This is a genomic window from Caulobacter sp. FWC2, from assembly GCF_002742625.1.
Lineage (GTDB): Bacteria > Pseudomonadota > Alphaproteobacteria > Caulobacterales > Caulobacteraceae > Caulobacter.
The window spans coordinates 3089019-3109291 of sequence record NZ_PEBF01000001.1 but is presented as its reverse complement, the minus strand read 5'-3'; the positions used below and the strand labels follow the sequence as shown (position 1 = coordinate 3109291).

The window sequence follows — 20273 nt, the reverse complement described above, 5'->3', positions numbered from 1 at the left end:
GATCGGCCATACACTTAGTGCGCGCGAGCGATTCACGCCGTCGCGTTACGATTGGCTGATCCATGGCGGACTACGACTTTCACCAGCTTTCGCCCCATGACATGGAACTGCTCTCGCGGGACCTGCTTCAGGCCGAGCACGGCATCGTGCTTGAGAGCTTCAGGTCCGGGCGCGACGGCGGGATCGACCTTCGATACGCGCGGGCCGGTACGCTCATCGTGCAGGTCAAGCATTTCGCAAAGACCGGCCTGTCAGGCCTACTGGCGGCGCTACGCAAAGAAGCCGGCAAGATTCCCGGGCTCAAGCCCGACCGCTACATGGTGATCACCTCGGTCTCCTTGACGCCGAAAAACAAGGTTCAGATCGTCGACGCCGTCGGCGGGCAACACCTGAAAGTCGCCGACGTCTTGGGCGCGGAGGACCTCAACAATCTCTTGGAGCGCCATCCCAGCATCCACCAGCAGCACTTCAAGCTGTGGCTTGGCAGTCGTGCGGTGCTCGACCGGGTCATCCACAATGAAGTCCTGGTCCAGACCGACTTCCAAGTCCGGCGGATCCAGAAAGACATCCCCAAGTACGTACCCAGCAGCGCCTACGGGCAGGCGCTGCAGGTCCTGGAGCGGGATCGGCTAGTGATCCTGTCGGGGCCGCCCGGCGTGGGCAAAACCACCCTGGCTGAACTGCTGCTCTATAATCACCTGGCCAACGGTTGGGAGCCGGTGGTCATCCGGCGCGATGTCGCCGAGGGCGCCCGGCTCCTGCAATCCGGCAAGCGCCAGGTTTTCTATTTCGACGACTTCATGGGCGCGACCTTCCTGGGCGACCGTGGCGCGGTGGGGATGAAGCAGGACGACCGCGCCCTGGTCGATTTCATGGGACTGATCGGCGAGACACCTTCGGCCCGACTGATCCTGACGACCCGCGAGCACATATTTGGCCAAGCCTTGGCCGCTTCAGAGCGGCTGCGCGACGCCGGCCTGGACAGCCGGAAGCTCGTGCTGCGGGTCTCCGACTACACCCGAAGGGAACGCGCCCTGATCCTTTACAATCATCTCTACTACAGCGATCTGCCGGACGCGTATCGCGAGGCGCTGCTCGCCAACGACTTTTACCTGCGCATCATTCAGCACGAGAAGTTCAACCCACGTCTCGTGGCTTGGCTCTCGACCTACAATCGGGTGGCGCATGTGCCGGCCGAGGAGTTCGCTGCGCACGTCGAGAAACTTTTACGCGACCCATCCAAGCTCTGGCTGCATGCCTATGACGAGCAGATCGGCGAGGCCGGGCGCTCGCTGCTGCTGGCGCTCTTCAGTTTCGGCGGCGAAGCCGACGGCGCCGTTCTGGAACCGGCCTTCCGGCGCCTCCACGGCTTGCGGGCGGAACGCTATGGCTTCGCGCGCGAGGCCGCTGACTTTCGGTTGGCCATGTCCCAGGTGATCAACGCCTTCGTTCGTCCGGACGGTACCAAGGGCTTTGCCGTGTTGGACCCGTCGGTCCTGGACCTGATGAATGCGGTCCTGCGTCGCGACCCGGACGACGCCGTTGCCGTGGTTCTGGGGGCGATCGAGTACGGGCAGATTGAACGGGTTATGGCCCTCGGGGGCGCGGCCGGCGGCAAGGGCGTTTTCGCTGGCCTAGAGCGCGAGCCTCAGGCCTTTATGGAAGCTGTTGGCCGCTGCCTGGGACGCAAGGGTCGAATTGTCATCCGTAGCGGCAAGAGCTCCATCGAGGGCTTCACGGCCTCCAGCCGACTCCTGACGCTGCTCAAGCTGCGTTTCCATGTTCGCAGCCCTGAGTTTCGAGCCCTGCGCGAGCAATATGCCGCCGAGATCGTCGAGAACATGGAAGCTGGCGCCTACATCTACGTCTCGAACGGAGTCGACATGGTGCGCGCCCTAGACGGGCTTGCGCCCGAAGACACGGCATCGCGTCGGATCGTCGAGACCATGTCGGCCTATCTCGTGGCGCAGACGGCCAAGGAACCCTCGATCCGGGATGTCAGCGAACTGGTCAGCCTTCTGGATCTAGACGAGCCGGAAAGCCAAGCCCTGGCCGTGACGCTGAAGGAGGCGGGGGCTGAGGCCTTGGCTGCGATCAGCAGCGAGCTCTTGGAGTGCCGCACGGGCGAGGACTTTTCGGATCTTCGCGATGATATCGAGTTCATCGCCGAACACCTGGAACTGGAGGTCGCCCGCGCCATGGACGTCCTGGAAGAGACCGAGACCGAGTATCAGGAACGCGAGGAAGCCTACGCCGACTCCATGATGGACGAATACAAGGACCGCATGCGTGAAGGGCGCGCCAGCGACGGCAGTGTCCGTGATCTCTTCGGTTCGCTGCGCTCGGACAGCTAGCGGTCAAGTCAGGGCTCGGGCGTGGCCCCGTAGGCATAGTCGATCGTTCTAGCGCCCCTACAGACGACAAATTCCCGGCGCCAACTGGTCCCGAAGGTCTCGTTCGGGGGAGTATCTCAACTTCCGCTCATGGCGCGGAGGTGAAGGCCCGAGCCCGGAGCAGGGTTGGAGCGTCGGCGCTCGGCGAGACCACGTACTACCCGCAAGAGTCCTTTCAACGCTCAGCGGAAGGGCTTGTCGACGCTGCTGCCGCCGCGATTCGTTGTGCGGTCGCCCAGTCCAGGAAGTCTCTTATGTCGTCCTCCGTCCGGCCCGCCGCCTCGTAGGCATCGAGGGTAAGCGACATAGCGGTAAGAAGAGTGCGTGCGAGGGTCTCCACATCGCTGATGCGAACGCTCAGCGGAAGTTCGCCGCTCAGGGTGGGCCAGGTGCCGTGAAGAACCCGCGACCTTGCTGTGACGATAGAGGAAACGAAGGTTTTCACTGTGACGGGCGAGTTCGGTGCGATGGGGTCCCCTTCCGCCATCCCGAGGAGCCCGGCCATTGCCTCCATCAAGCGCCCGGTGCTGATCTTTGTGCTGGCGGTGCTGAACAGCACTTCCATGGCGGTCTCGAACTGCGCTACCGCAACGCCTTCGACGTTCTCAAGGAGCGCCTCGTGGAACCAGTAAGCGGCGTTGCACCAGCTCTCGTTGAGGTTCGGCAGCGCACCCCGTCCCGCTACGTAGCTTTCGAGCCGGCGTCCCATTGATTCCAGCAACCTTGCCTGGCTCTGCAGGCCGCGGGCAATGACGTCGGGCGACAGGGTGCGACCCGGCTCGTGGTTGCTGTTTCGCGATCCGTGTGTCTCGGTGCCTGTCCAGACATCGACACGCCACACAGACCGCGCGCGTTCACTGGCGCGAGCGATGGTCCGGAGTTCATCGCCCGGCAAAGCCAGGGTCAGGGCCGCCAGGGCGATGTTGGCCGCGAAGTCCGCTGTGACGACCGATTGCGCTTCCTCCCGGCCGGGCACCTCTACCTCGGCGATCCACCAGGCATGGCGCTCTTGGCAGAGCCGGACGAGGTCCCGGTAGTAGAAGCCGCCCGGCACTTGGCCGAACGTGTCGGCTTGCGGCACCGCGAGGTCCTTTCCGCGGAGGATAGCGAAGGCGTTCCGCAGCCGGTCCCGCCAGACGGGCTTGGGAGGGGTGGGCCAAAATTCCTCCCGCGTGCCGATCATGCTGGCTGTCGGCATGTCGTGCAGGTGGTGGAAACGAACCGGGCCGACCGGGAAGCTCTCGATCCGATAGGCGAAGAGGGTGCAAGGGACGTAATGGCGGCGGGTCTGCCCCTGGGCGGACAGCCATGAGAGGACCGCCTGTTCGAGCGCCGTGCAGTCGGCGGCGGTGAGGCGCCCGCCGTGCGCGGACCATGCCTTCAGAGCATAGCCGCGGATTAGGTTGGCAACCGTGGTGTTGGCGGCCCGCTTGCCGAGGTCCCCGTGCCGGTCTCGGAGACTGCGGGCCAGCGCTTCCGAGGCTTGCACCCCCGGGACCGTGAGGCCGACTACCGCGCCCCTAACTGGATCGATCCCGCCGGTAACAACGCCCGCTGTCCGCAACAGCCGCGACAGGCCATCGCCATCCAGAGGGAGGTCTTCCGCTGGCGGGACCACGACCTTGATCGCCGCGGCAAGGATCTGGGCGTCGGCTATTTCCTGTGGGGTCATGTCATTTGGTCTTCCTGGATTCTTCGCGCCTTGCGAGATCGCTTGCCGCTGCGGAGGTATCTGTCGTTGGTGCGGCTGCATCGAGCCAGCGGCTTTCTGACCGCTCCCACAGCAGAGGTCTTTTGCTCCGATTGCTGCCGCTAGGCGCGACGCTTAACGGATATTGGAGGGCGGCCGCAAAGGCGTCGACCCAAGCATAGAAGCCGTCGGCCGAACGTCCGGAGATTGGAGTGACACCAATGTCTGCAAATGGCGCTGCTGAACCCACTTACCGCCGCCGCGGCCTTCATTCGTCAAGTTCGTCAAAAGACCTCCTAAACCATGACCACCACGACTTCGTACGAAACCTTTCAAGCGGCCCTCGCCGAGATCGCCGAAATCGGCAACGACTTGGGTGAAGCTAGCCTCAACGTCCAGGGCGTAGCCGACGACCCCGCAGTCATTTCGACGGCGCTCTTTTGGCGGGCGACGAGCCATTTTCGAGCATTCACGGTACTGTGGCAGGCGGACCAGATTCTCGAGTGCGAGATCATTCTGAGATCCAGCATCGAGGTCGCCATCTGCCTGGCCAACTTGGATGCCAGGCGCGGCGATTTCATCGCCGATCTGACCAACGACGTCTCGGCCACGATGAACGGCCAGGTGAGAATGATGCGTAAGGCCCAGTTCGGGTTCTCGGAGATCATCGCTGCGGAGTGGGCTCGGGAACTGGAGAGCACCGGCAAACGACTGGATCTTGAGGTGCTTGCTCGACAAGCCGACGTCGCCGACCTCTATACCTACCACCGGGTGTTATCGGGCGTGGCCGTACACATCACGGGCGTCTCCATCGGCCGCCACACGCCCTTCATCGACGCCGAGGAGGAACCATCCGCCGCCACCGAAACGGCGCAGGCCGATCGTCGGCGCGTGGTGTTGTGGATGCTTCCCACCATGCTGGCTACGCTACGCGCCCATGCCTCGATCATTGAGAGCCAGGAGCACCTGGATCGGGTCGATGCGCTGTTGGCCAAGCTCAAGCCAGAAGTCGTCCGTTATGGCGCGGCAAATGGTGTCTCGACACCAGCTGACGGCGGCTAACGTAGCATCTTCAACCGGGTGAAGTGGATGCCGCAAATTGGCTCAAGCATCCCCAAGTCCCAACGCCGCAGGGCTGCGGAACTTGGGGGCGCTCGTTAGGCGGTCGATCCGACTTGGTCCGCCGTGGTTAGGCGGCCTCGGAGACCTCTGGATCGGGCGCGGTCACCAGACGCCAGAGCGCCGACATGGTCGAGCGGTTGATCAATTGGCCGGTACGGGCGGCCTTGATGCTGCGCGTGGTGGCGTTGATGAAGCCGTTGAGTGAACTCCAATCAATCTGCCGCACATGGAACCCGGCCGACAGCGCCGCGGCGATGAAGACGCCGTTGCAGACATAGTTGCCAAGGTGGGTGGCGATGCCGCGTTCCCGTGAGAGACGCTCGGCTTGGTGCTTGAGATTATAGGTGCTGTAGTCGCGATTGAGGGATTTGCGCGGCTCCAGTTGACTAAGATAGAGGCTCGCCAACTCGAACTGATCGGCCGACCAGTCGTCGAGGAGGTCCGCGCGCAACTGGACGGAGGCAGCGCGCGCCTCGGCGTTGGTCTTGTAGAGCTGCCAGGCAATCCCATAGCCCGTCGTGGTCAGCATGGAATCATGCGCCATGGCCCGACGCAGCCCGACGCGCGCCAAGGTTCGCCGCAAGGCGCGATCATTGGCGTGCAGATCATGGTCCGAGAGATAGCGCTCGAACGCCTCGTCATGCGGGACCACCCTGACGGGGCCGTCCCTGAGCGCGGCGCGCATGGCCGCGTAGGCGTTGAAGCCTGCGCCGCGAGCGAAGGCTTCAATCCTTTGGGTCGATGGGATCTTGGGAAGCGCCGAGCGCAAATCCGCCTTGACGGATTCAAGGGCGGCGAGATCTAGGGTAACGTTCATAACAGGCCTCTATGGCCGGTTGCAGATCGTCGATTATGCAGCAACCGTGGTCATGAGGACTGCGGTGCGAAGGGTTCAATAGAGCAGCGTTTGACCCGACGACTCGTCTGGAACTGCGGTCCGTGAATCGAAGGATGAGAGCGTGGCCCCGGACCGTCAAGCGCCTGGCCGGAGTTTTAGGGGGAGGGCGGTGCGGAAGCCGCCACCAGCGGGCTGATGTTTAACGACCCCAGAACCATGGCCAGGGCCGCGCTCGATCTTCTGGACCTGGCCGGCCGCCCCGATCTGGAGGTCTCGACGATCATGGCCCTGGAGCTTGGCGCGGCGATGCTCTGCAGCCACGTCCGCGATTGGCACGATCTCGGAGACTGGTCGCCGGCCGGACACGAAGCGTTTAAAGCCGTGTTCCCTGAATGGGGAGCTTTGCGGCACATCGCCAACGGAACCAAACACGCCAAGTCGCAGATCGCCGACTCCACCGCGACAGACATTCGAGACCTGTCATGGGGGGACGCTGATTTTTGGTGGGGCAGCCAATGTCGCCCCAACCTGTTCGTCATGGTGCAGGACGAACAACGAGCTGTCAGCGCGCTGATCGCCAGCTTCGCCAACCGCTACATCGAGATCGCCAAGCCCCCGGCGACGACGCTGTCTGAACCGAAACTCACGGCAAATCTCGACTGACGACCTCGCAAAAGATGGCGAGCCGTCTAATGTTGGAAGCGTAAAACGTGCGTCGGCGATCCGGCGAGGCCGGCGCGCTGGGGAGCTGGACACCAAATGCTAGGGCTGGACCCGAGACTTCTGGACCTGATTGAGACCCTGTCCGCCAGCGGCCTGGACTGGTTGGCCTTCGAACTGATCGAAGGAATCCGGCGTGGCGAGCAACCTCTGGAAAGCGAAGAAAACTTGGACGTGGCCCGGACAGTGGTGCGCTCGGGGCAGGAGGGGGCAAGTTGGGAATCGGGTGCCGCCGAAACGCCGGTCAAAGCCACCGCGTTGGAAGATCAGATCAAGTGGGCAGCGGACTACGTCGTCATGCGCCTGGACGATGCGCTCGGCCAGCTGGATGCGTCGATCGGCAATCTTGAGGACGTCTGCCGCCACGGGCGCGAGCGACTGAAAAGCTTCTCCGATGTTCAGCATGTTGGACCAATGACCGTCGTCATTGACGATGAGGTTGCACGAAAGACGGATCGAGAAGCGGTCCATACCGCGCGGCTGGCGTTGGCTGACCTGCGCCAGGCGATCGCCATCTGGCGCATCGGCGAGGCGGGAATCGAAATCACATGATCCCGGAAATCTCCGATGCGCTGGAGGCGATCGTCGGCCAGGCCACGGTGCTGCAACACGCCAACGGCGCGGGCCGGATTTTCGAGCTCTTCCTGATGAGCAGTGTGGCGCGTGGCCCCATGGACGCGGGCTTCGCGGTCTGGCTGCAGCGATCCGATGGATCGATCATCGAGCCGACCGACACTTACCGGCGTTTCATTCAGCGCGGCGGTGCGCCGACCGGGGTGGCCGCGGCTTGGGCGGGACCTGACAACGCCAGCGTCATTGGCTTTCGCTGGCGCCAATACCCGGCCTGGGAAATCTGGAACGGCATACAGTTCGAGGGGCGAAGCTACGCTCAGCACGAGATCGATCTGGCGATCGTCCCTCAGAGCGTCGGGGCGCAACTGCGCTTGGCCGGCGGAACGCCGACCGGTCGCCCTCGAGTGGCCATCGAGTGCAAGGACGTCGGCGCCGCCGGCAGCCTGGACGAAATGCGCGCGTTCGTCGCGCGCCTCTACGACGTGACCTTGCTGCGCTCGCACCATCCCCATCTGCTGCTGCCGGGGCCGCCTCAGGCCTTGCATCCCGGCAGCCCCAGTGGTCCGGCTCACCGCGCAGTGCTGACCTATCGCCAAGAAAACCGCCGCACCAAGAACATCATCGCGCGGCGGACCGGCTTCGTCAGCGGTGTCGCACCCCTGGCGGCCTACCATCAGATCGAACCGCACCAGAACATCGTCGCGGGCGGCGCGGCCGTCGAGGACTTGGTGTGGTCGGTGGTCAACTGGGCGCGACGACATGCCTGACGAGCTGCAACAGCAACAGTCGGTGCTGGCGATCAGGCTCTATGGCGAATTTCGCAAGCAACTGGACGCCGCGCCGAAGGGCGGGCGGATGATGCCATATCGCTGGTGGTCACTGCCCCAGCCGCTCAGCGGCCTTTGGATGGTCTACGCCACCCAGCTGGACGAGTACGCCACCGACCTGGCCAATATCATCAACAGCCTGACCCATCATGTCGCGCGCCTAAGAGCCTGGAGCATCGTGGTCGAGCCTCTGTCAGCCGATGACAAGCTGGCGGTCGCGCATGAATTTGTCGATGACCTTGGGACGGTGGCCCTGGGGCTGCCCTACGCGATCAAGTCCCGGTTCACGCTTGCCGCCCTCGCCCTGTGCCACCAGGCCAATCGCGCTAAGGACATGGAAGGCTGGGTCGATGTTCTACCCGACAAGCGCGCCTTCTACCTCAATGACATCGATCCCCACTGCCAGGGCTGGAAGGCGTTCCGCGGCTTCAAGCTCAAGGTCGAACCCTTGGCCGGCAGGGCGTTCAAGGCCGACACGGCCGATTTCCGCAACGCCTACAATCACGGCTTCTCCAGCCGCTTCCTGGTCGGCATAACGGCGATGATGCGTCGTATCGTGGCTAAGGATGGCTCTGTCGCCTACGGCTATGGCGGGCGCGAGCCGCTGCAACTGGCGCAGATCGCCGATCTTCTGTCGAAGGAACGCGATCTCTGTTACGCGGCCTTCGAGAAGTTTCAGGCGCTCGTAGTCGAGCAAATCGAGGCGATCGCGAATTTCGACGCCTCGGTGCCAGACGGACGTCCTGACATCTGAATGTCTCGTTTCTGGAGGGGAGATAAGGGCGGCTTTTGGCGCTCCATCGTCGCTGCGCCTAGCCGTTCCACTCCCACGACCGCCGCAGGCCAAGGACGTGGGCCTCAAGCGGTCATCGCGCTTCGCGCGATGGCTTTTTTGCTTGCCTTCCCCAGAAAGCGGGGTGGGCGGCGCGCCGGTATAGGCCCGCCAGGGTCGGCGGCAAGCCGGCCAAGGGGCCGGCTCCTCCACTGCGTTCCGGCCCTTCGGGTGCCGCCGCCCCTTGCGGCGGGCCTAACCGGCTTCTTCGCCGCCCACCCCCCTTTCCGGGGAAAGGATGTGGGGTTTTGGGGCGGTGAAGGAGCACCCTCATGCGCACCACCGGTCAACGCCGAACGTCCGCCGCCAAGGCTCGCGCCTCATCGGCCGCCGCCGCGCCCGCTTCCGCCACGCCCTCCCGGCGGGGGTCTGGGTCAGGCGAAGTCAGCCTCTATGACGAGGTCACCCGCAAGGTCATCGCCCAGCTGGAAGGCGGGCGCCTGCCCTGGGTCCAGCCTTGGGGCAGGGCAGGGGGCGCGGCCCTCTCCCTGCCGCGCAACGGGATCACGGGGCGCCGCTATTCGGGCGTCAACATTCTCCTGCTGTGGGGCGCCGTCATCGAGCACGGCTATCCGTCGCAAGGCTGGCTGACCTTCAGGCAGGCCCTGGCCGCCGGGGGCTGCGTGCGCAAGGGCGAGCGCGGCACGACCGTGGTCTATGCCGACCGCTTTACGCCCCGCGCCGAGCAGGAGCGCGCCGCGCGCGACGGCGACGCGCCGGGCAAGGTCGCCTTTCTCAAGCGCTTCACCGTCTTCAATCTGGCCCAATGCGACGGCCTGGACGGCGCCGATCCCGAGCCCGCCCCCTTGCCCGAGCGCGAGGTTGTTCCCCACGCCGAGGCGCTGATCGCCGCCACCGGCGCCGACTTCCGCATCGGCGGAAACATGGCCTTCTATTCGCCGTCGCTCGACTATGTGCAGGTCCCGCCGCAACCGGCGTTCCGCGACCAGATCAACTATTACCGCACCGCCTTCCACGAGCTGTCGCACTGGACGGGCCACGGCTCTCGCCTGGACCGCGACCAGTCCGGCGTGCGCGGCGGCAAGGCCTATGCCCGCGAGGAACTGGTCGCTGAAATGGGCGCGGCGTTCCTGTGCGCCAGTCTCGGCATCGTCCCGACCGTGCGCCATGCCGACTATATCGGGTCGTGGCTGGAGGTGGTGCGCGAAGACAATCGCGCCATTTTCCGCGCCGCGTCCCAGGCCTCCAAGGCCGCCGACTTCCTGCTGGCCTTCAGGCCCGACGTCGCCCCGTGCGCAGCTGATCGCGTCTCGGTCGCGGCCCAGGATCGGGAGCTGGTCGCATGATCCTCGTTCCCCCAACTCTGCGCGCGCTGCTGCTGATCAACGGCGCGGTTGACGTGGAAACCGACCACGTCCCGGTGGTCAAGTTCTTCAATCCTCTGGGGCCGGGCCGCTGGCTGGTCACCGAGATGGACGAGGACGGCGACACCCTGTTCGGGCTCGCCGACCTGGGCGAGCCGGAACTTGGGTCGTTCAGCCTCGCCGAGATCGAGGCCGTGCGCCTGCCGTTCGGCCTGACCATCGAGCGCGACCTCAATTTCAGCACCGGCCTGCCGTTGTCGGTCTGGACCGCCGCCGCCCGGCGCACCGGGTCCATCGCCGCCGCCGAGACCTTGCTGAGAGTCATCGCCCGTCGCGAAGGGGGTGCGTCATGACCCTCTTCACCGTGCAGTGCGGTTATGCGGGCTACTACGCCCACCTCGTTCAGGTGGAGGCCGACAACGTCGATGCCGCCTGCCAAGCCGCGATCATCAGGGCCAACGATTGTGAAGACTGGTGCTCGCTGGACCATGTCGGCCCCACGTTCGTTGACGCCATCGCGGTTGGACGGAGTGATCCTTGGCGAGACGGTGCGTCGGCCTTGCCCGTGCCGCCGCTGTTCACCGAGGGCGGCGAGACCGACCTAGTTCACATCGTCATGGAAGGCGGCGCCATCCATGAAGTGGTGTTTTCCGGGGCGCCGTGCCGCGTCCTGATCACCGACTTAGCCGTCGAGGGCTCCGACCCCGGCTAGCGCGAGACTGACGCCCAAGGGCGGCCGGTCCTGGCCTTCCGGTTCGGCCCGTGGCCGCACGATCCCGATCCCGAAATTCCGCGCGCCGGGGCCAGCCCCGACGCCGGATGACCGCGCCAATCCCGGCGCATCCCCGACCCCGCGCCTGCCTGGACAGCATCCAGCGCGGGGTCGGTTCCACCCCTGAAAAACAGGAGCGTTTGCCATGAGACTTGGTTTTGCCGATCCCCGCAACATGACGATTTCGCGGCTGAACATGCACTATGGAAGGCCCAAGCCCGATGTCTCCGACATCCGGCCTTCCATCGGCCAGCGTGGGGTGTTGTTCCCCATGCTCGTCCTGGAAAGGTTCGCCGACGGCGTCATCGTCCCCGGTCATTTCGAGGTCGTGGCCGGGGCGCGCCGCCTGACGGCGGCCCAGGAAGAGATCGCCGCCGGGGTCGAAATCGACCCCGTGCCGATTTGCATCCTCGATCCCGGCGACGACGCGGCCGCCATCGAGGCCTCGCTGATCGAGAACCTCCAGCGCCTGCCTCCCGACGAGGTCTCGACCTGGGAGACCTTCGCCAAGCTGATCAAGGAAGGACGCACGCCCCAGGAAATCGCCGTCACCTTCGACATGACCGAGGCCGTGGTGAACCGGACCCTGGCCCTGGGCAATCTCCTGCCGCGCCTTCGCAAGCTCTATCGGGCCGAGAAGATCAATAGTGGCGCGATCCGCCTGTTGACCCTGGCCACCAAGACCCAGCAAAAGGACTGGCTGGCGATCTACGACGACCCCGATCAGCCCACTCCGCTGGGGCAGGGCCTCAAGAATTGGCTGTTTGGCGGCGCTTCGATCCCGACCCAGCACGCCCTGTTCAGCCTGGACGACTATCCCGGCGCGATCATCGCCGACCTCTTCGGCGAGGACAGCTATTTTACCGATCCGGGCCTGTTCTGGACCCACCAGAACGCGGCCCTGGCGGCCAAGCGCGAGGCCTTGCTCGCCGAGGGCTGGGCCGCCGTGGAGGTGCTGGAGACCGGACGCTCGTTCGACAGCTGGAAGCATGAGCGCGTCAGCAAGGCCAAGGGCGGCAAGGTTTATGTGTCGGTCAGCCATCGCGGCGAGGTCACCCTTCATGAAGGGTTCCTGGCCGCCAAGGAGGCCAAACGCGCCCAGGCCGCCGCCGCCAAGGCGGCGCGCGCCGAGGGCGGCGAGGGCGCGCCCTCGACGGATCGCGCCGAGGTCACCAGCACCCAACAGACCTATATCGACCTGCACCGCCATTCGGCCGTGCGGGCGGTGCTGACGGACCATCCCGGCGTGGCCTTGCGGCTCCTGGTCGCCCACGCCGTGGCCGGAAGTCCCCTATGGCGGGTCGCCCCCGACGCGCGCCGCGCGGGGTCCGATGCGGTGGCCCAGAGCGCGGAGGCCAGTCCCGCCGAGGCGCGCTTTCTGGCCAAGCGTAAGGCCGCCTGCGTTCTGTTGGGCGCCGACCCCGAGCACGATCTGGTCGGCCAGCGGCGGGAGGGCGGCGCGGCGGGCGTCTTCGCCAAGCTGCTGTCCTTGCCCGACGCCGACGTCTTGGCGGTCGCCGCCGTGGTCATCGGCGAAACGGTGGCCGCCGGGAGCGCCGAGGTCGAGACGGCGGGGACCTTCCTGAAGGTGGATGTCGGCGCGGTCTGGACGCCCGATGAGGCCTTCTTCGAGTTGATGCGCGACCGCGAAGCGGTCAACGCGATGCTCAAGGAGGTCGGTGGCAAGAAGGTCGCGGACGGCAATCTGACCGAAAAGGTCAAGACCCAGAAGGCCATCCTGCGCGACTTCCTGGACGGGACCAACGACCGGCCAAAGGCTGCCCGCTGGACCCCCAAATGGCTGACCTTCCCGGCCGGAGCCTACACCCGCAGGCCGTTCGCCACCGCCCAGCGGAGCAAGGCGGTCGCGCCCCTGCTGCGCGGGGTGCGCCTTCCGACCCCGGCCGATGTCCCGACCCCGGCCGTGGCCCTGACCGCCAACCCTAACCCGGCCATCCTCGCGGCCGAATAGACCGGCGCCTGTCTCCAGCTTCGCCCCCGGATCCTCGGATCCGGGGGCTTTTCGTCGTGACGCGCGGGGCGTGAGCAGCGCCGCGCAAGAGGCCAGGCCGTCAGGCTTTCGCCGGGGTCTGGCGACAGGGGATGTGGGCGGGCGGTGGCCCCCGCGCCGGGCGGCGCGAGGCGGGGCCGATCAGTCTTCGGCGTTCCAGATCAGGCCGAAGACGTCGTCATCGTCCCGATCGGCGGCGCGACCCAGACCGGCCTTGAAGGCGCGCGGACCGATGTCGGGATGGCGCAGGCTCAGGCCGACAAAGGACTGGTGGGGGCTGGCCGACACCGCTCCAACCGGCCCCGACCTCGACCCCGGCGCAGGCGGCGCGGGTCGGGATAGGCGGGGAGGTCTTGTCCCGGACGAGCCCGACATCGATGTCGGCGGGCTCTTTCGCCTGACGCAGGCGGCCCTTGAAGGCGCGGGGTTTCCGTGCGGGTGACGAAGCCGAGAAGGCGGCCATGGCGGCGGTCCTTCCAGTGATCCCTCAGCGCACGATCCCCGACAATGGCTAAGACCCTATGGGCGTCCCGGCCCGCCTTGAACCGTCGCGCCGAACTTTTTTCCCCGCCGCGCCCAAGCAAGAGGGCGCGGCTCCTCGCGCCGCTTCGCTTCAAAAAAGTTCGTCGCTCGGGTCAAGGCGGGCCGGGCCGCCCATCACGGGGCGCCTGTCGCCGGGGATCGGCCCCGACGAACCACTAGAAGGACCACCCCCATGACCGCAGTTCTCGGCTTCGTCACCCGCACGGAAACCGGCGCCTTCAAGGGCCACCTGCGCACCCTCAACATCCGCGCCGACATCGACGTCGTGCCCGTCCGGGACAAGACCTCGGCCGCCTATCCCGACTACCGCGTCACCTGCGCCGGGGTCGAGGTCGGCGCCGGCTGGAACAATATCAACCAGACCACCCACCAGCCCTATGTCGGCCTGAGCCTGTGCCACCCCGACATCGGGCCACGCACCTACAAGGTCAATCTGGGCCGCGCCGCCGGCCAGGACGACGACGACGTCTTCGCCCTGATCTGGAACGCCGAAGACTGATCGGCCCCGCCCCCGCGCCACCCGGCGCGGGGGCCACCGCCCGCCCCAGGACAGAAAGGGGGAACGAAAACGAGGAGGACGTTTGCGTTCGTCCCGGCCTCGCGTTCCTCGGGGTTTGCTCGCTCCAGCGCGGCCAAGCCCCTTTCAACCACCGCCGCGCCCACGAAAAATCGGGAGTACGGCGATGATGGAACAAGACGACGCGAACCTGCGGGCCGCGCGCGCCCGCAAGGGCAGCCCTTTCCTCAACACCGCCCAGGCCGCCCACTATCTGGGGCTGGCCCAGCGGACCCTCGAAGACATGCGCGGGCACGGCGCGGGGCCGGTCAGCCGCCGCCACGGACGCTTCATCCGGTATCACATCGATGACCTGGACGCTTGGTCCCGGGGCGAACGATCGGCTCAGGATCAAGACCACCGGACGCCCCCGGAGCCGCGCCATGTTTAGTCGCGTGCTCACCCCACGCGGCCAGGGCCTGGCCGCCGCGATCGGGCTCGCCCTGGCCGGGCTCGCCGCGCCGCTGATGCTCGATCCGGTCCCGCGCTTGGTCTGGAACGCCAGCGCCAGCGCGCCCATCGGCCTGTGGCGGATCATCCCCGGCGCGGCGATCTCCGTGGGCGACAGCGTCCTGGTCGAGCCGCCGCCCGAGGCGCGCCGCCTCGCCGCGCAGCGCCATTACCTCCCGGCCAACGTGCCGATGATCAAGACCATCGCCGCTGTCTCGGGCGACACGGTTTGTGCCCAGGGCGAGGTCGTCACCGTCAACGAACGGCGCGTCGCCGTGCGGCGCCTCGCCGATCGCCGGGGCCGAAAACTGCCCTGGTGGCGGGGTTGCCTGCGCCTCTCGCCCGGCCAGGTGATGCTGCTCAATAGCGCTCCGGACTCCTTCGACAGCCGCTATTTCGGGCCGGTCGGGAAGGGCGCGATCATCGGAAAGGCGACCCCGCTATGGCTGCGGTGACCGCCCCGCCGCCCGTGCCCGCCAGCGTCTCGGAGGCACCGGCGAGCCCGTCCGTCCGCATCGCCCAATGGCGGCCGTGGATCCTCGAAGCGTCTCGCCGTTTCGATGTCCCGCAGGCTTGGATAGAGGCGGTGATCGCCGCCGAAAGCGGGGGGAGGACCCATTTGCACGGCAGGCCGATCACCTCGCGCGCCGGAGCGATGGGGCTCATGCAGCTGATGCCGGAGACCTACCTGGACCTCGCCAGGACCCATGGTCTTGGCCTGGATCCCTACGAACCGCGCGACAATATCCTGGCGGGAACGGCCTATCTATCGGCCATGCGCGCCCGGTTCGGATACCCCGGTCTGTTCGGCGCCTACAACGCTGGACCGGCCCGGTTCGAGGCGCATCTACGGACCGGCGCGCCGCTTCCGGCGGAGACCCAGGCCTATTTCGCCGCCCTGGCTCGAACGCCTGGATCGACCAACCTGCCGCCCGCCGTTCTGTCTGGGACGCTGCTGTTCTTCCGGCTGAATCCCACAGAGGCCGAGGGGGTCCCCAGCGCGGCGGCCGCGCCTCCGGGCGGGCTGTTCGCGCCGGTCGGGACCAAGGCGGAGATGGGCGATGAGGGCAGGTGACGGAAGCTTGACTGTGGAAAGGAAGGAAAGAAAGGGAAGGCAAGATGAAAGCTACGGCGCCATCACTTCGAGATGTCGTCGTAAGCCATTGTCTGCACATCGGTTTTTGCGGTGGTGTTGTGGCGCCATGGTCACCGTGTTGGCGCCATGTCTGCGCTAAGGTGTTGGTGGGCCAGGGCTTTTCGTAGCGCCATTTTCAAGGCCCGCCGCCTCGGCCATACGACGGCGCGGAGGTTGGCCATGGTGCATGACGACGACTTCGAGCCGCGCCTGGGCCGGCTCCGGGCCTTGGGATCGACCAAGGCGAAGACCTACCTTTCGCGGGTGTTGCGTTCGGCCATGCTGGCCAGCGCCGGCCGGTTCGGCAAGGCGCCGCGCCAGGTCAAGTTCACCGGCGCGCGGATCGGCAAGGGCGCGGGCGTGGGCCGCGTCCTGGCGGCGCGCGACAACCTGTCGGCCTACCGCTCGCGCCGGGTGATCGTGAAGTTCTCGATCCCCAGGCTGACGGGCAAGGGCATCGCCGCGGCCCGCGCCCACATGCGCTATGTCCAGCGTGACGGCGTCACCCGCGAAGGTCTGCCCGGAACGCTCTATGGACCCGACACCGATCAAGCAGACGGTCGGGCCTTTGTCGACCGCGCCGAAGCCGGCGACGACGCCCGGCAATTTCGGTTCATCGTTTCGCCCGAGGACGGCGCCGAGTACGAGGATCTGAAGTCCCTGACCCGGCGACTGATGGCGCGCATGGAGGCGGACCTCGACTCCAAGCTGGACTGGGTGGCGGTCGATCACCACAACACCGGCCATCCTCACACCCACATCATCGTGCGCGGTCGCAACGACCAGGGCGAGGATCTGGTCATCGCCAAGGAATACCTCACCCACGGCCTGCGCGAGCGCGCCGCCGAACTGGTGTTCCTGGACCTTGGCCCCCGCAGCGACCTGGAGATCGAGGACCGGCTCCGGCGCGAGGTCGGCCAGGAGCGCCTGACGAGTCTGGACCGAGGTCTGCTGCGCGATGTCGCCGAGGACGGTCTGGTCTCTCCCCGCCATGTCGATCCGAGGCTCTACAGCCTGCGAGCCGGACGTCTGCAGACCCTGGCGCGTCTGGGCCTGGCCCAGGAGGGCGAGCCGACCCGCTGGCGCCTGGCCGATGGGCTGGAGGACACGCTCCGGCGCATGGGCGAGCGCGGCGACATCCAGAAGACTCTCTATCGAGCCTTGAGGGAAGGTGGCGTGGAGCGCGCCCAGATCGACCAGGTGGTTTATGAGGCCAGCGCTACGGGCGCGCGACCGCTGATCGGCCGGCTGGTGGCGCGTGGCCTCTCCGACGAGCTGAAGGACCGCCACTATCTCGTTGTCGACGGCGTGGATGGCCGCGCTCACTATGTGGAGATCGGGCGCAGCCTGGCGACCGAGCCGATTCCCCTCGGCGCCGTTGTTCGGATCGAGCCGCGAGCGGCGCAGGCGCGCGCTGTCGATCACACGGTGGCGCAGATCGCGCAGGCCCATGACGGGCGCTACAGCGTCGACCTGCATTTGAGCGCCGACCCCACCGCCTCGGCTGGGTTCGCGCAAGCCCATGTCCGGAGGCTGGAGGCGCTTCGGCGCGGGCGGGCGGCGGTCCAACGCCAGGACGATGGGACCTGGATCATTGGCGCCGATCACGTCGAGCAGGCGGCCGCCTACGAAAGGAGGCAGGCCGAAACCGCCCCAGTCGTGGTCACGACCCTCAGCGGTCAACCGATCGAGCAGCAGGTGGGCGCGGCCGGCGTCACCTGGCTGGACCGCGAACTCGTCAGTGACGCGCCCGAACCCCTGCGCGACGCGGGTTTCGGGGCCGAGGCGCGCCGTGCTCTGGCGCTGCGCCGCCAGTGGCTGATCGACCAAGGCCTGGCCCGACAGGAGCAGGACCAGTTCATCTACCGCGCGAGGCTTCTGACCCAGCTCCAGCGGCGCGACCTGATCGCCGCCGCCGAGGGCCTGGCGCGCGAGACGGGGTTGGCGTTTTCCGAGGCGCGGCCCGGTCAGCGGGTTGAGGGCGTCCTGCGCCGCCGCGTGGATCTGGCCAGCGGACGGTTCGCCGTGATCGAGCGCAGTCGGGATTTCACGCTGGTTCCGTGGAAGCCGGTGCTTGAGGGACAGGAGGGGCGACCCGTGTCGGGGGTGCTGCGCGGGGAGGGGATCAACTGGACGCTCGGGCGCGGGCGCTCTGGCCCTTCGGTGTCGTGATGCGCGGCTTGCACCGGCGCGGGGAGTCGCGCAGCAAGGCGCCTGGGTCTGACGAAGACGGACAAGGAAGGTTCGAGACATGGCCGATCTGATCGTCCGACCCGAGGACTACGGGGCCTTTCTCGACGCCCTGAAAACCCGCGTCCGTTCGGCGCGCCTCAGCGCCGCCGTGGCGGTGAACCAGGAACTGATTGGCCTCTACTGGTCGATCGGCCACGACATCGCCGAGCGCGAGCGCCGCGCGGGCTGGGGGGCGAAGATCATCACCCAGCTTGCGGCGGATCTGCAGGCCGCCTTCCCGGAGATGACCGGACTGTCGCCGCGCAATCTGCGCTACATGCGCGATTTCGCGAGCGCCTATCCCGACCCAGAATTTGTGCAGCAGGTCGCTGCCAAATTGCCCTGGGGCCACCACATTGCCCTGCTTGGCGCGCGCAGCGACGATGAGCGGCGGTTCTACGTTCGCCAGGCCGTCGATCAGGGGTGGAGCCGCAATGTCCTTACCCACCAGATCCAGACCGACCTCTTCCGACGCCAGGGGCAGGCCCAGACCAATTTTGACGCCACCTTGCCGGCACCGCAATCGGAGCTGGCCAAGGCGCTGATCAAGGATCCCTACGCCTTCGACTTCCTGGCCATGACCCCGGACATGCAGGAACGCGACCTGGAACGAGGCCTGCTGGAGCAGTTGCGCCAGCTGATCCTGGAACTGGGCAAGGGCTTCGCCTTCGTGGGCAGTCAGTATCCGCTGGAGGTCGGCGATCAGGATTACCGCCTGGACCTGCTGTTCTATCACCTGCGCCTGCGCTGTTTCGTGGTGATCGAGCTGAAGGTCGAGGCCTTCAAGCCCGAATTCGCGGGCAAGATGAATTTCTATCTCTCCGCCGTGGACGACCAACTGCGCCACCCGACCGATCAGCCATCGATTGGCATCATCCTGTGCCAGACGCGCAATGAGACGATCGTCGAGTACGCCTTGCGCGACAGCGCCAAGCCGATGGGCGTGGCGACCTATACCGTCTCGACCGCGCTCCCCGCGCCGCTGGAGGACGCCCTGCCGACGCTCGATGACCTGTCACGCCAGCTCCCAGCCGCGATGCGCCTGGTGCATCTGCGGATCGAGATCGAAAAGGAACTGCGCCGCATCCTCGGCGGCGGCGCACGACCGCTGTCGATCGTCGCGATGCTGAACGAGATCGGAGACGCCGACCTGCCTACCGAAGACCGGCGCGCGATTTCCGAAGCTCTGGGATCGATGAACCGCGCCGCCCATGGCGTCGACATTGATGAGGCTCAGGTCGAAGACGCCCAGGCGTCGGCCGAGGCCTTCCTAACCCGGATCCGCAAGCTGTCTTCGCGCGGCTAGCCTAGCGCGCGGTTGAGCTCCAGGGCCAAGCGTACGCCGGCTTTCTTCAGCTGGAGCGCGACGGCGGCCTCTGCGGTCTGGTCGTAACCAGCGGGCAGAGGAAGCGGCGCGGTGTCGCTGGCGCAGCCCGGCTTGGAGCCGATCGTGTAGACGGTGGACTTCGCCAGGGCGAAGCTCTCTATGGCCCAAGTCTTGGCGTCGCCCTTTTCCCAAGCCTTGCGCTCGGCCGGCGTGATTTGGGCGGCGAGCTTGGCCGCCAGCTTCTCGGGGTCGGCCTCGATGGCCTCGACGGCGACTGTGTCCCAATAGCTGTGCAAGTTGGTCGTGCGCGGCCCACCCAGCGAGAGCGGCACGCAATTGCCGCCGCGATCCTGGTTGTCGGCTGCGTGCAGAGGCTGGTGCAGGTCGCCGACGAAATGCAGCACGAACTTGAAGGCCAGCAGGCGTTCAGCCGCGTCGGTTTTGGGGTCGGCCAGTTCGGCCTCGAAGGCGTTCAGCCGGCCGACCACGCAGTCCTTCTCGGGTCCCGCGCTGGCCGGTGTTTCGCTGGCGGGAAAACCAAAGCAGGCAGCGGGCAAGTCGGGGTGATCCAGCTCGACGTCGACGAAATGCCACTCGGTGGTCTGGCGGTGGTCCTTGCGCCAGGCGTCGGCCCAGGACGCGCGTGCGCCGAGATCGGGCGTGGTCAGGGCGTCTGTGTCGGCCGCCAGCAGGGCGTCGACGGCCGCAGCTGCCTTAGGTGTGAGGTAGCCGCGGGCGATATCGGCGACGACGACGTGGCCCGTGCGGCCCCAAGCCAAGGCCGAGCCAGGCAGGACGGCGACAGTCATCAGGGCGGCGGCCAGGAGCTTCGAGCGCATGACGATTCCTCGGATCTAAGCTTGGCCTCATGCGCGCGTCGACGCCGGCGAGCAAGAGGGCCAATCGTTTGGGCGCTTGGCGACTCAT

The 20273-nt window shown here is 66.6% G+C and carries 20 protein-coding genes; 16 read left to right on the top strand and 4 right to left on the bottom strand.

Going from position 1 to position 20273, the window contains the following annotated elements:
• Positions 1 to 62 precede the first annotated feature (62 nt).
• On the top strand, positions 63 to 2354 hold the full coding sequence (locus CSW62_RS14950) for a restriction endonuclease (RefSeq protein WP_099579089.1): 2292 nt from the start codon (positions 63 to 65) through the stop codon (positions 2352 to 2354).
• 214 nt (positions 2355 to 2568) lie between these two features.
• Here the strand turns inward: CSW62_RS14950 and CSW62_RS14945 are convergent, their stop codons facing one another.
• Positions 2569 to 4065: a hypothetical protein gene (locus CSW62_RS14945; protein WP_099579087.1), complete on the bottom strand. Its 1497-nt coding sequence runs from the start codon at positions 4063 to 4065 to the stop codon at positions 2569 to 2571.
• A gap of 321 nt (positions 4066 to 4386) precedes the next feature.
• On the opposite strand from CSW62_RS14945, the gene CSW62_RS14940 reads away from it, so the two are divergent.
• A complete protein-coding gene (locus tag CSW62_RS14940) occupies positions 4387 to 5145 on the top strand; it encodes a DUF5677 domain-containing protein (RefSeq protein WP_099579085.1) in 759 nt (252 codons plus the stop codon).
• A 127-nt stretch (positions 5146 to 5272) separates the two neighbouring features.
• Here CSW62_RS14940 and CSW62_RS14935 read toward each other — a convergent pair whose 3' ends face one another.
• On the bottom strand, positions 5273 to 5890 hold the full coding sequence (locus tag CSW62_RS14935; protein ID WP_143324407.1) for a hypothetical protein: 618 nt from the start codon (positions 5888 to 5890) through the stop codon (positions 5273 to 5275).
• A gap of 369 nt (positions 5891 to 6259) precedes the next feature.
• On the opposite strand from CSW62_RS14935, the gene CSW62_RS14930 reads away from it, so the two are divergent.
• The 8 genes from CSW62_RS14930 to CSW62_RS14895 all read left to right on the top strand — a co-directional run bounded on the left by CSW62_RS14930 (position 6260) and on the right by CSW62_RS14895 (position 13064).
• Positions 6260 to 6706, top strand: coding sequence for a hypothetical protein (locus CSW62_RS14930; RefSeq protein ID WP_143324406.1), 447 nt, complete (start codon positions 6260 to 6262; stop codon positions 6704 to 6706).
• A 96-nt stretch (positions 6707 to 6802) separates the two neighbouring features.
• The gene (locus CSW62_RS14925) at positions 6803 to 7315 is read left to right on the top strand and encodes a hypothetical protein (protein ID WP_099579079.1); all 513 of its coding nucleotides are present in this window, start codon (positions 6803 to 6805) and stop codon (positions 7313 to 7315) included.
• On the top strand, positions 7312 to 8103 hold the full coding sequence (locus tag CSW62_RS14920; RefSeq protein WP_099579077.1) for a hypothetical protein: 792 nt from the start codon (positions 7312 to 7314) through the stop codon (positions 8101 to 8103). The genes CSW62_RS14925 and CSW62_RS14920 overlap by 4 nt, the downstream gene beginning before the upstream one ends.
• Entirely contained in the window at positions 8096 to 8917 is an 822-nt protein-coding gene (locus CSW62_RS14915) for an integrase (protein ID WP_099579075.1), read from the top strand. Before CSW62_RS14920 ends, CSW62_RS14915 begins: the two co-directional genes overlap by 8 nt.
• Positions 8918 to 9267: 350 nt before the next feature.
• The gene (locus CSW62_RS14910; RefSeq protein ID WP_099579073.1) at positions 9268 to 10302 is read left to right on the top strand and encodes an ArdC family protein; all 1035 of its coding nucleotides are present in this window, start codon (positions 9268 to 9270) and stop codon (positions 10300 to 10302) included.
• The gene (locus tag CSW62_RS14905) at positions 10299 to 10673 is read left to right on the top strand and encodes a DUF2958 domain-containing protein (RefSeq protein WP_099579071.1); all 375 of its coding nucleotides are present in this window, start codon (positions 10299 to 10301) and stop codon (positions 10671 to 10673) included. The genes CSW62_RS14910 and CSW62_RS14905 overlap by 4 nt, the downstream gene beginning before the upstream one ends.
• The gene (locus tag CSW62_RS14900) at positions 10670 to 11032 is read left to right on the top strand and encodes a hypothetical protein (RefSeq protein WP_099579069.1); all 363 of its coding nucleotides are present in this window, start codon (positions 10670 to 10672) and stop codon (positions 11030 to 11032) included. The genes CSW62_RS14905 and CSW62_RS14900 overlap by 4 nt, the downstream gene beginning before the upstream one ends.
• Positions 11033 to 11237: 205 nt before the next feature.
• Positions 11238 to 13064, top strand: a complete 1827-nt coding sequence (locus tag CSW62_RS14895) for a ParB N-terminal domain-containing protein (RefSeq protein WP_099579067.1) — start codon at positions 11238 to 11240, stop codon at positions 13062 to 13064.
• Between the two features lie 180 nt (positions 13065 to 13244).
• On the opposite strand, the gene CSW62_RS26425 is transcribed toward CSW62_RS14895, so the two are convergent.
• On the bottom strand, positions 13245 to 13391 hold the full coding sequence (locus CSW62_RS26425) for a hypothetical protein (protein WP_158235445.1): 147 nt from the start codon (positions 13389 to 13391) through the stop codon (positions 13245 to 13247).
• A gap of 427 nt (positions 13392 to 13818) precedes the next feature.
• On the opposite strand from CSW62_RS26425, the gene CSW62_RS14890 reads away from it, so the two are divergent.
• The 6 genes from CSW62_RS14890 (at position 13819) to CSW62_RS14865 (ending at position 19325) form a co-directional block, all read left to right on the top strand.
• Complete coding sequence (locus CSW62_RS14890; protein ID WP_099579065.1) at positions 13819 to 14145, top strand: DUF736 family protein; 327 nt, start codon at positions 13819 to 13821, stop codon at positions 14143 to 14145.
• Between the two features lie 184 nt (positions 14146 to 14329).
• On the top strand, positions 14330 to 14593 hold the full coding sequence (locus tag CSW62_RS14885) for a helix-turn-helix domain-containing protein (RefSeq protein ID WP_199170608.1): 264 nt from the start codon (positions 14330 to 14332) through the stop codon (positions 14591 to 14593).
• Positions 14586 to 15107: a S26 family signal peptidase gene (locus tag CSW62_RS14880; protein WP_099579063.1), complete on the top strand. Its 522-nt coding sequence runs from the start codon at positions 14586 to 14588 to the stop codon at positions 15105 to 15107. Before CSW62_RS14885 ends, CSW62_RS14880 begins: the two co-directional genes overlap by 8 nt.
• Entirely contained in the window at positions 15095 to 15727 is a 633-nt protein-coding gene (locus CSW62_RS14875) for a lytic transglycosylase domain-containing protein (protein WP_099579061.1), read from the top strand. Before CSW62_RS14880 ends, CSW62_RS14875 begins: the two co-directional genes overlap by 13 nt.
• Before the next feature lie 240 nt (positions 15728 to 15967).
• Positions 15968 to 17959 carry a relaxase/mobilization nuclease RlxS gene (rlxS, locus tag CSW62_RS14870; protein WP_099579059.1) on the top strand — a complete coding sequence of 664 codons (1992 nt, stop codon included), beginning with the start codon at positions 15968 to 15970 and terminating at the stop codon, positions 17957 to 17959.
• A 79-nt stretch (positions 17960 to 18038) separates the two neighbouring features.
• Positions 18039 to 19325 carry a YhcG family protein gene (locus CSW62_RS14865; protein ID WP_099579057.1) on the top strand — a complete coding sequence of 429 codons (1287 nt, stop codon included), beginning with the start codon at positions 18039 to 18041 and terminating at the stop codon, positions 19323 to 19325.
• Here CSW62_RS14865 and CSW62_RS14860 read toward each other — a convergent pair.
• On the bottom strand, positions 19322 to 20185 hold the full coding sequence (locus CSW62_RS14860) for a S1/P1 nuclease (protein WP_099579055.1): 864 nt from the start codon (positions 20183 to 20185) through the stop codon (positions 19322 to 19324). The two genes, CSW62_RS14865 and CSW62_RS14860, sit on opposite strands and share 4 nt — an antisense overlap.
• Between the last annotated feature and the right edge of the window lie 88 nt (positions 20186 to 20273).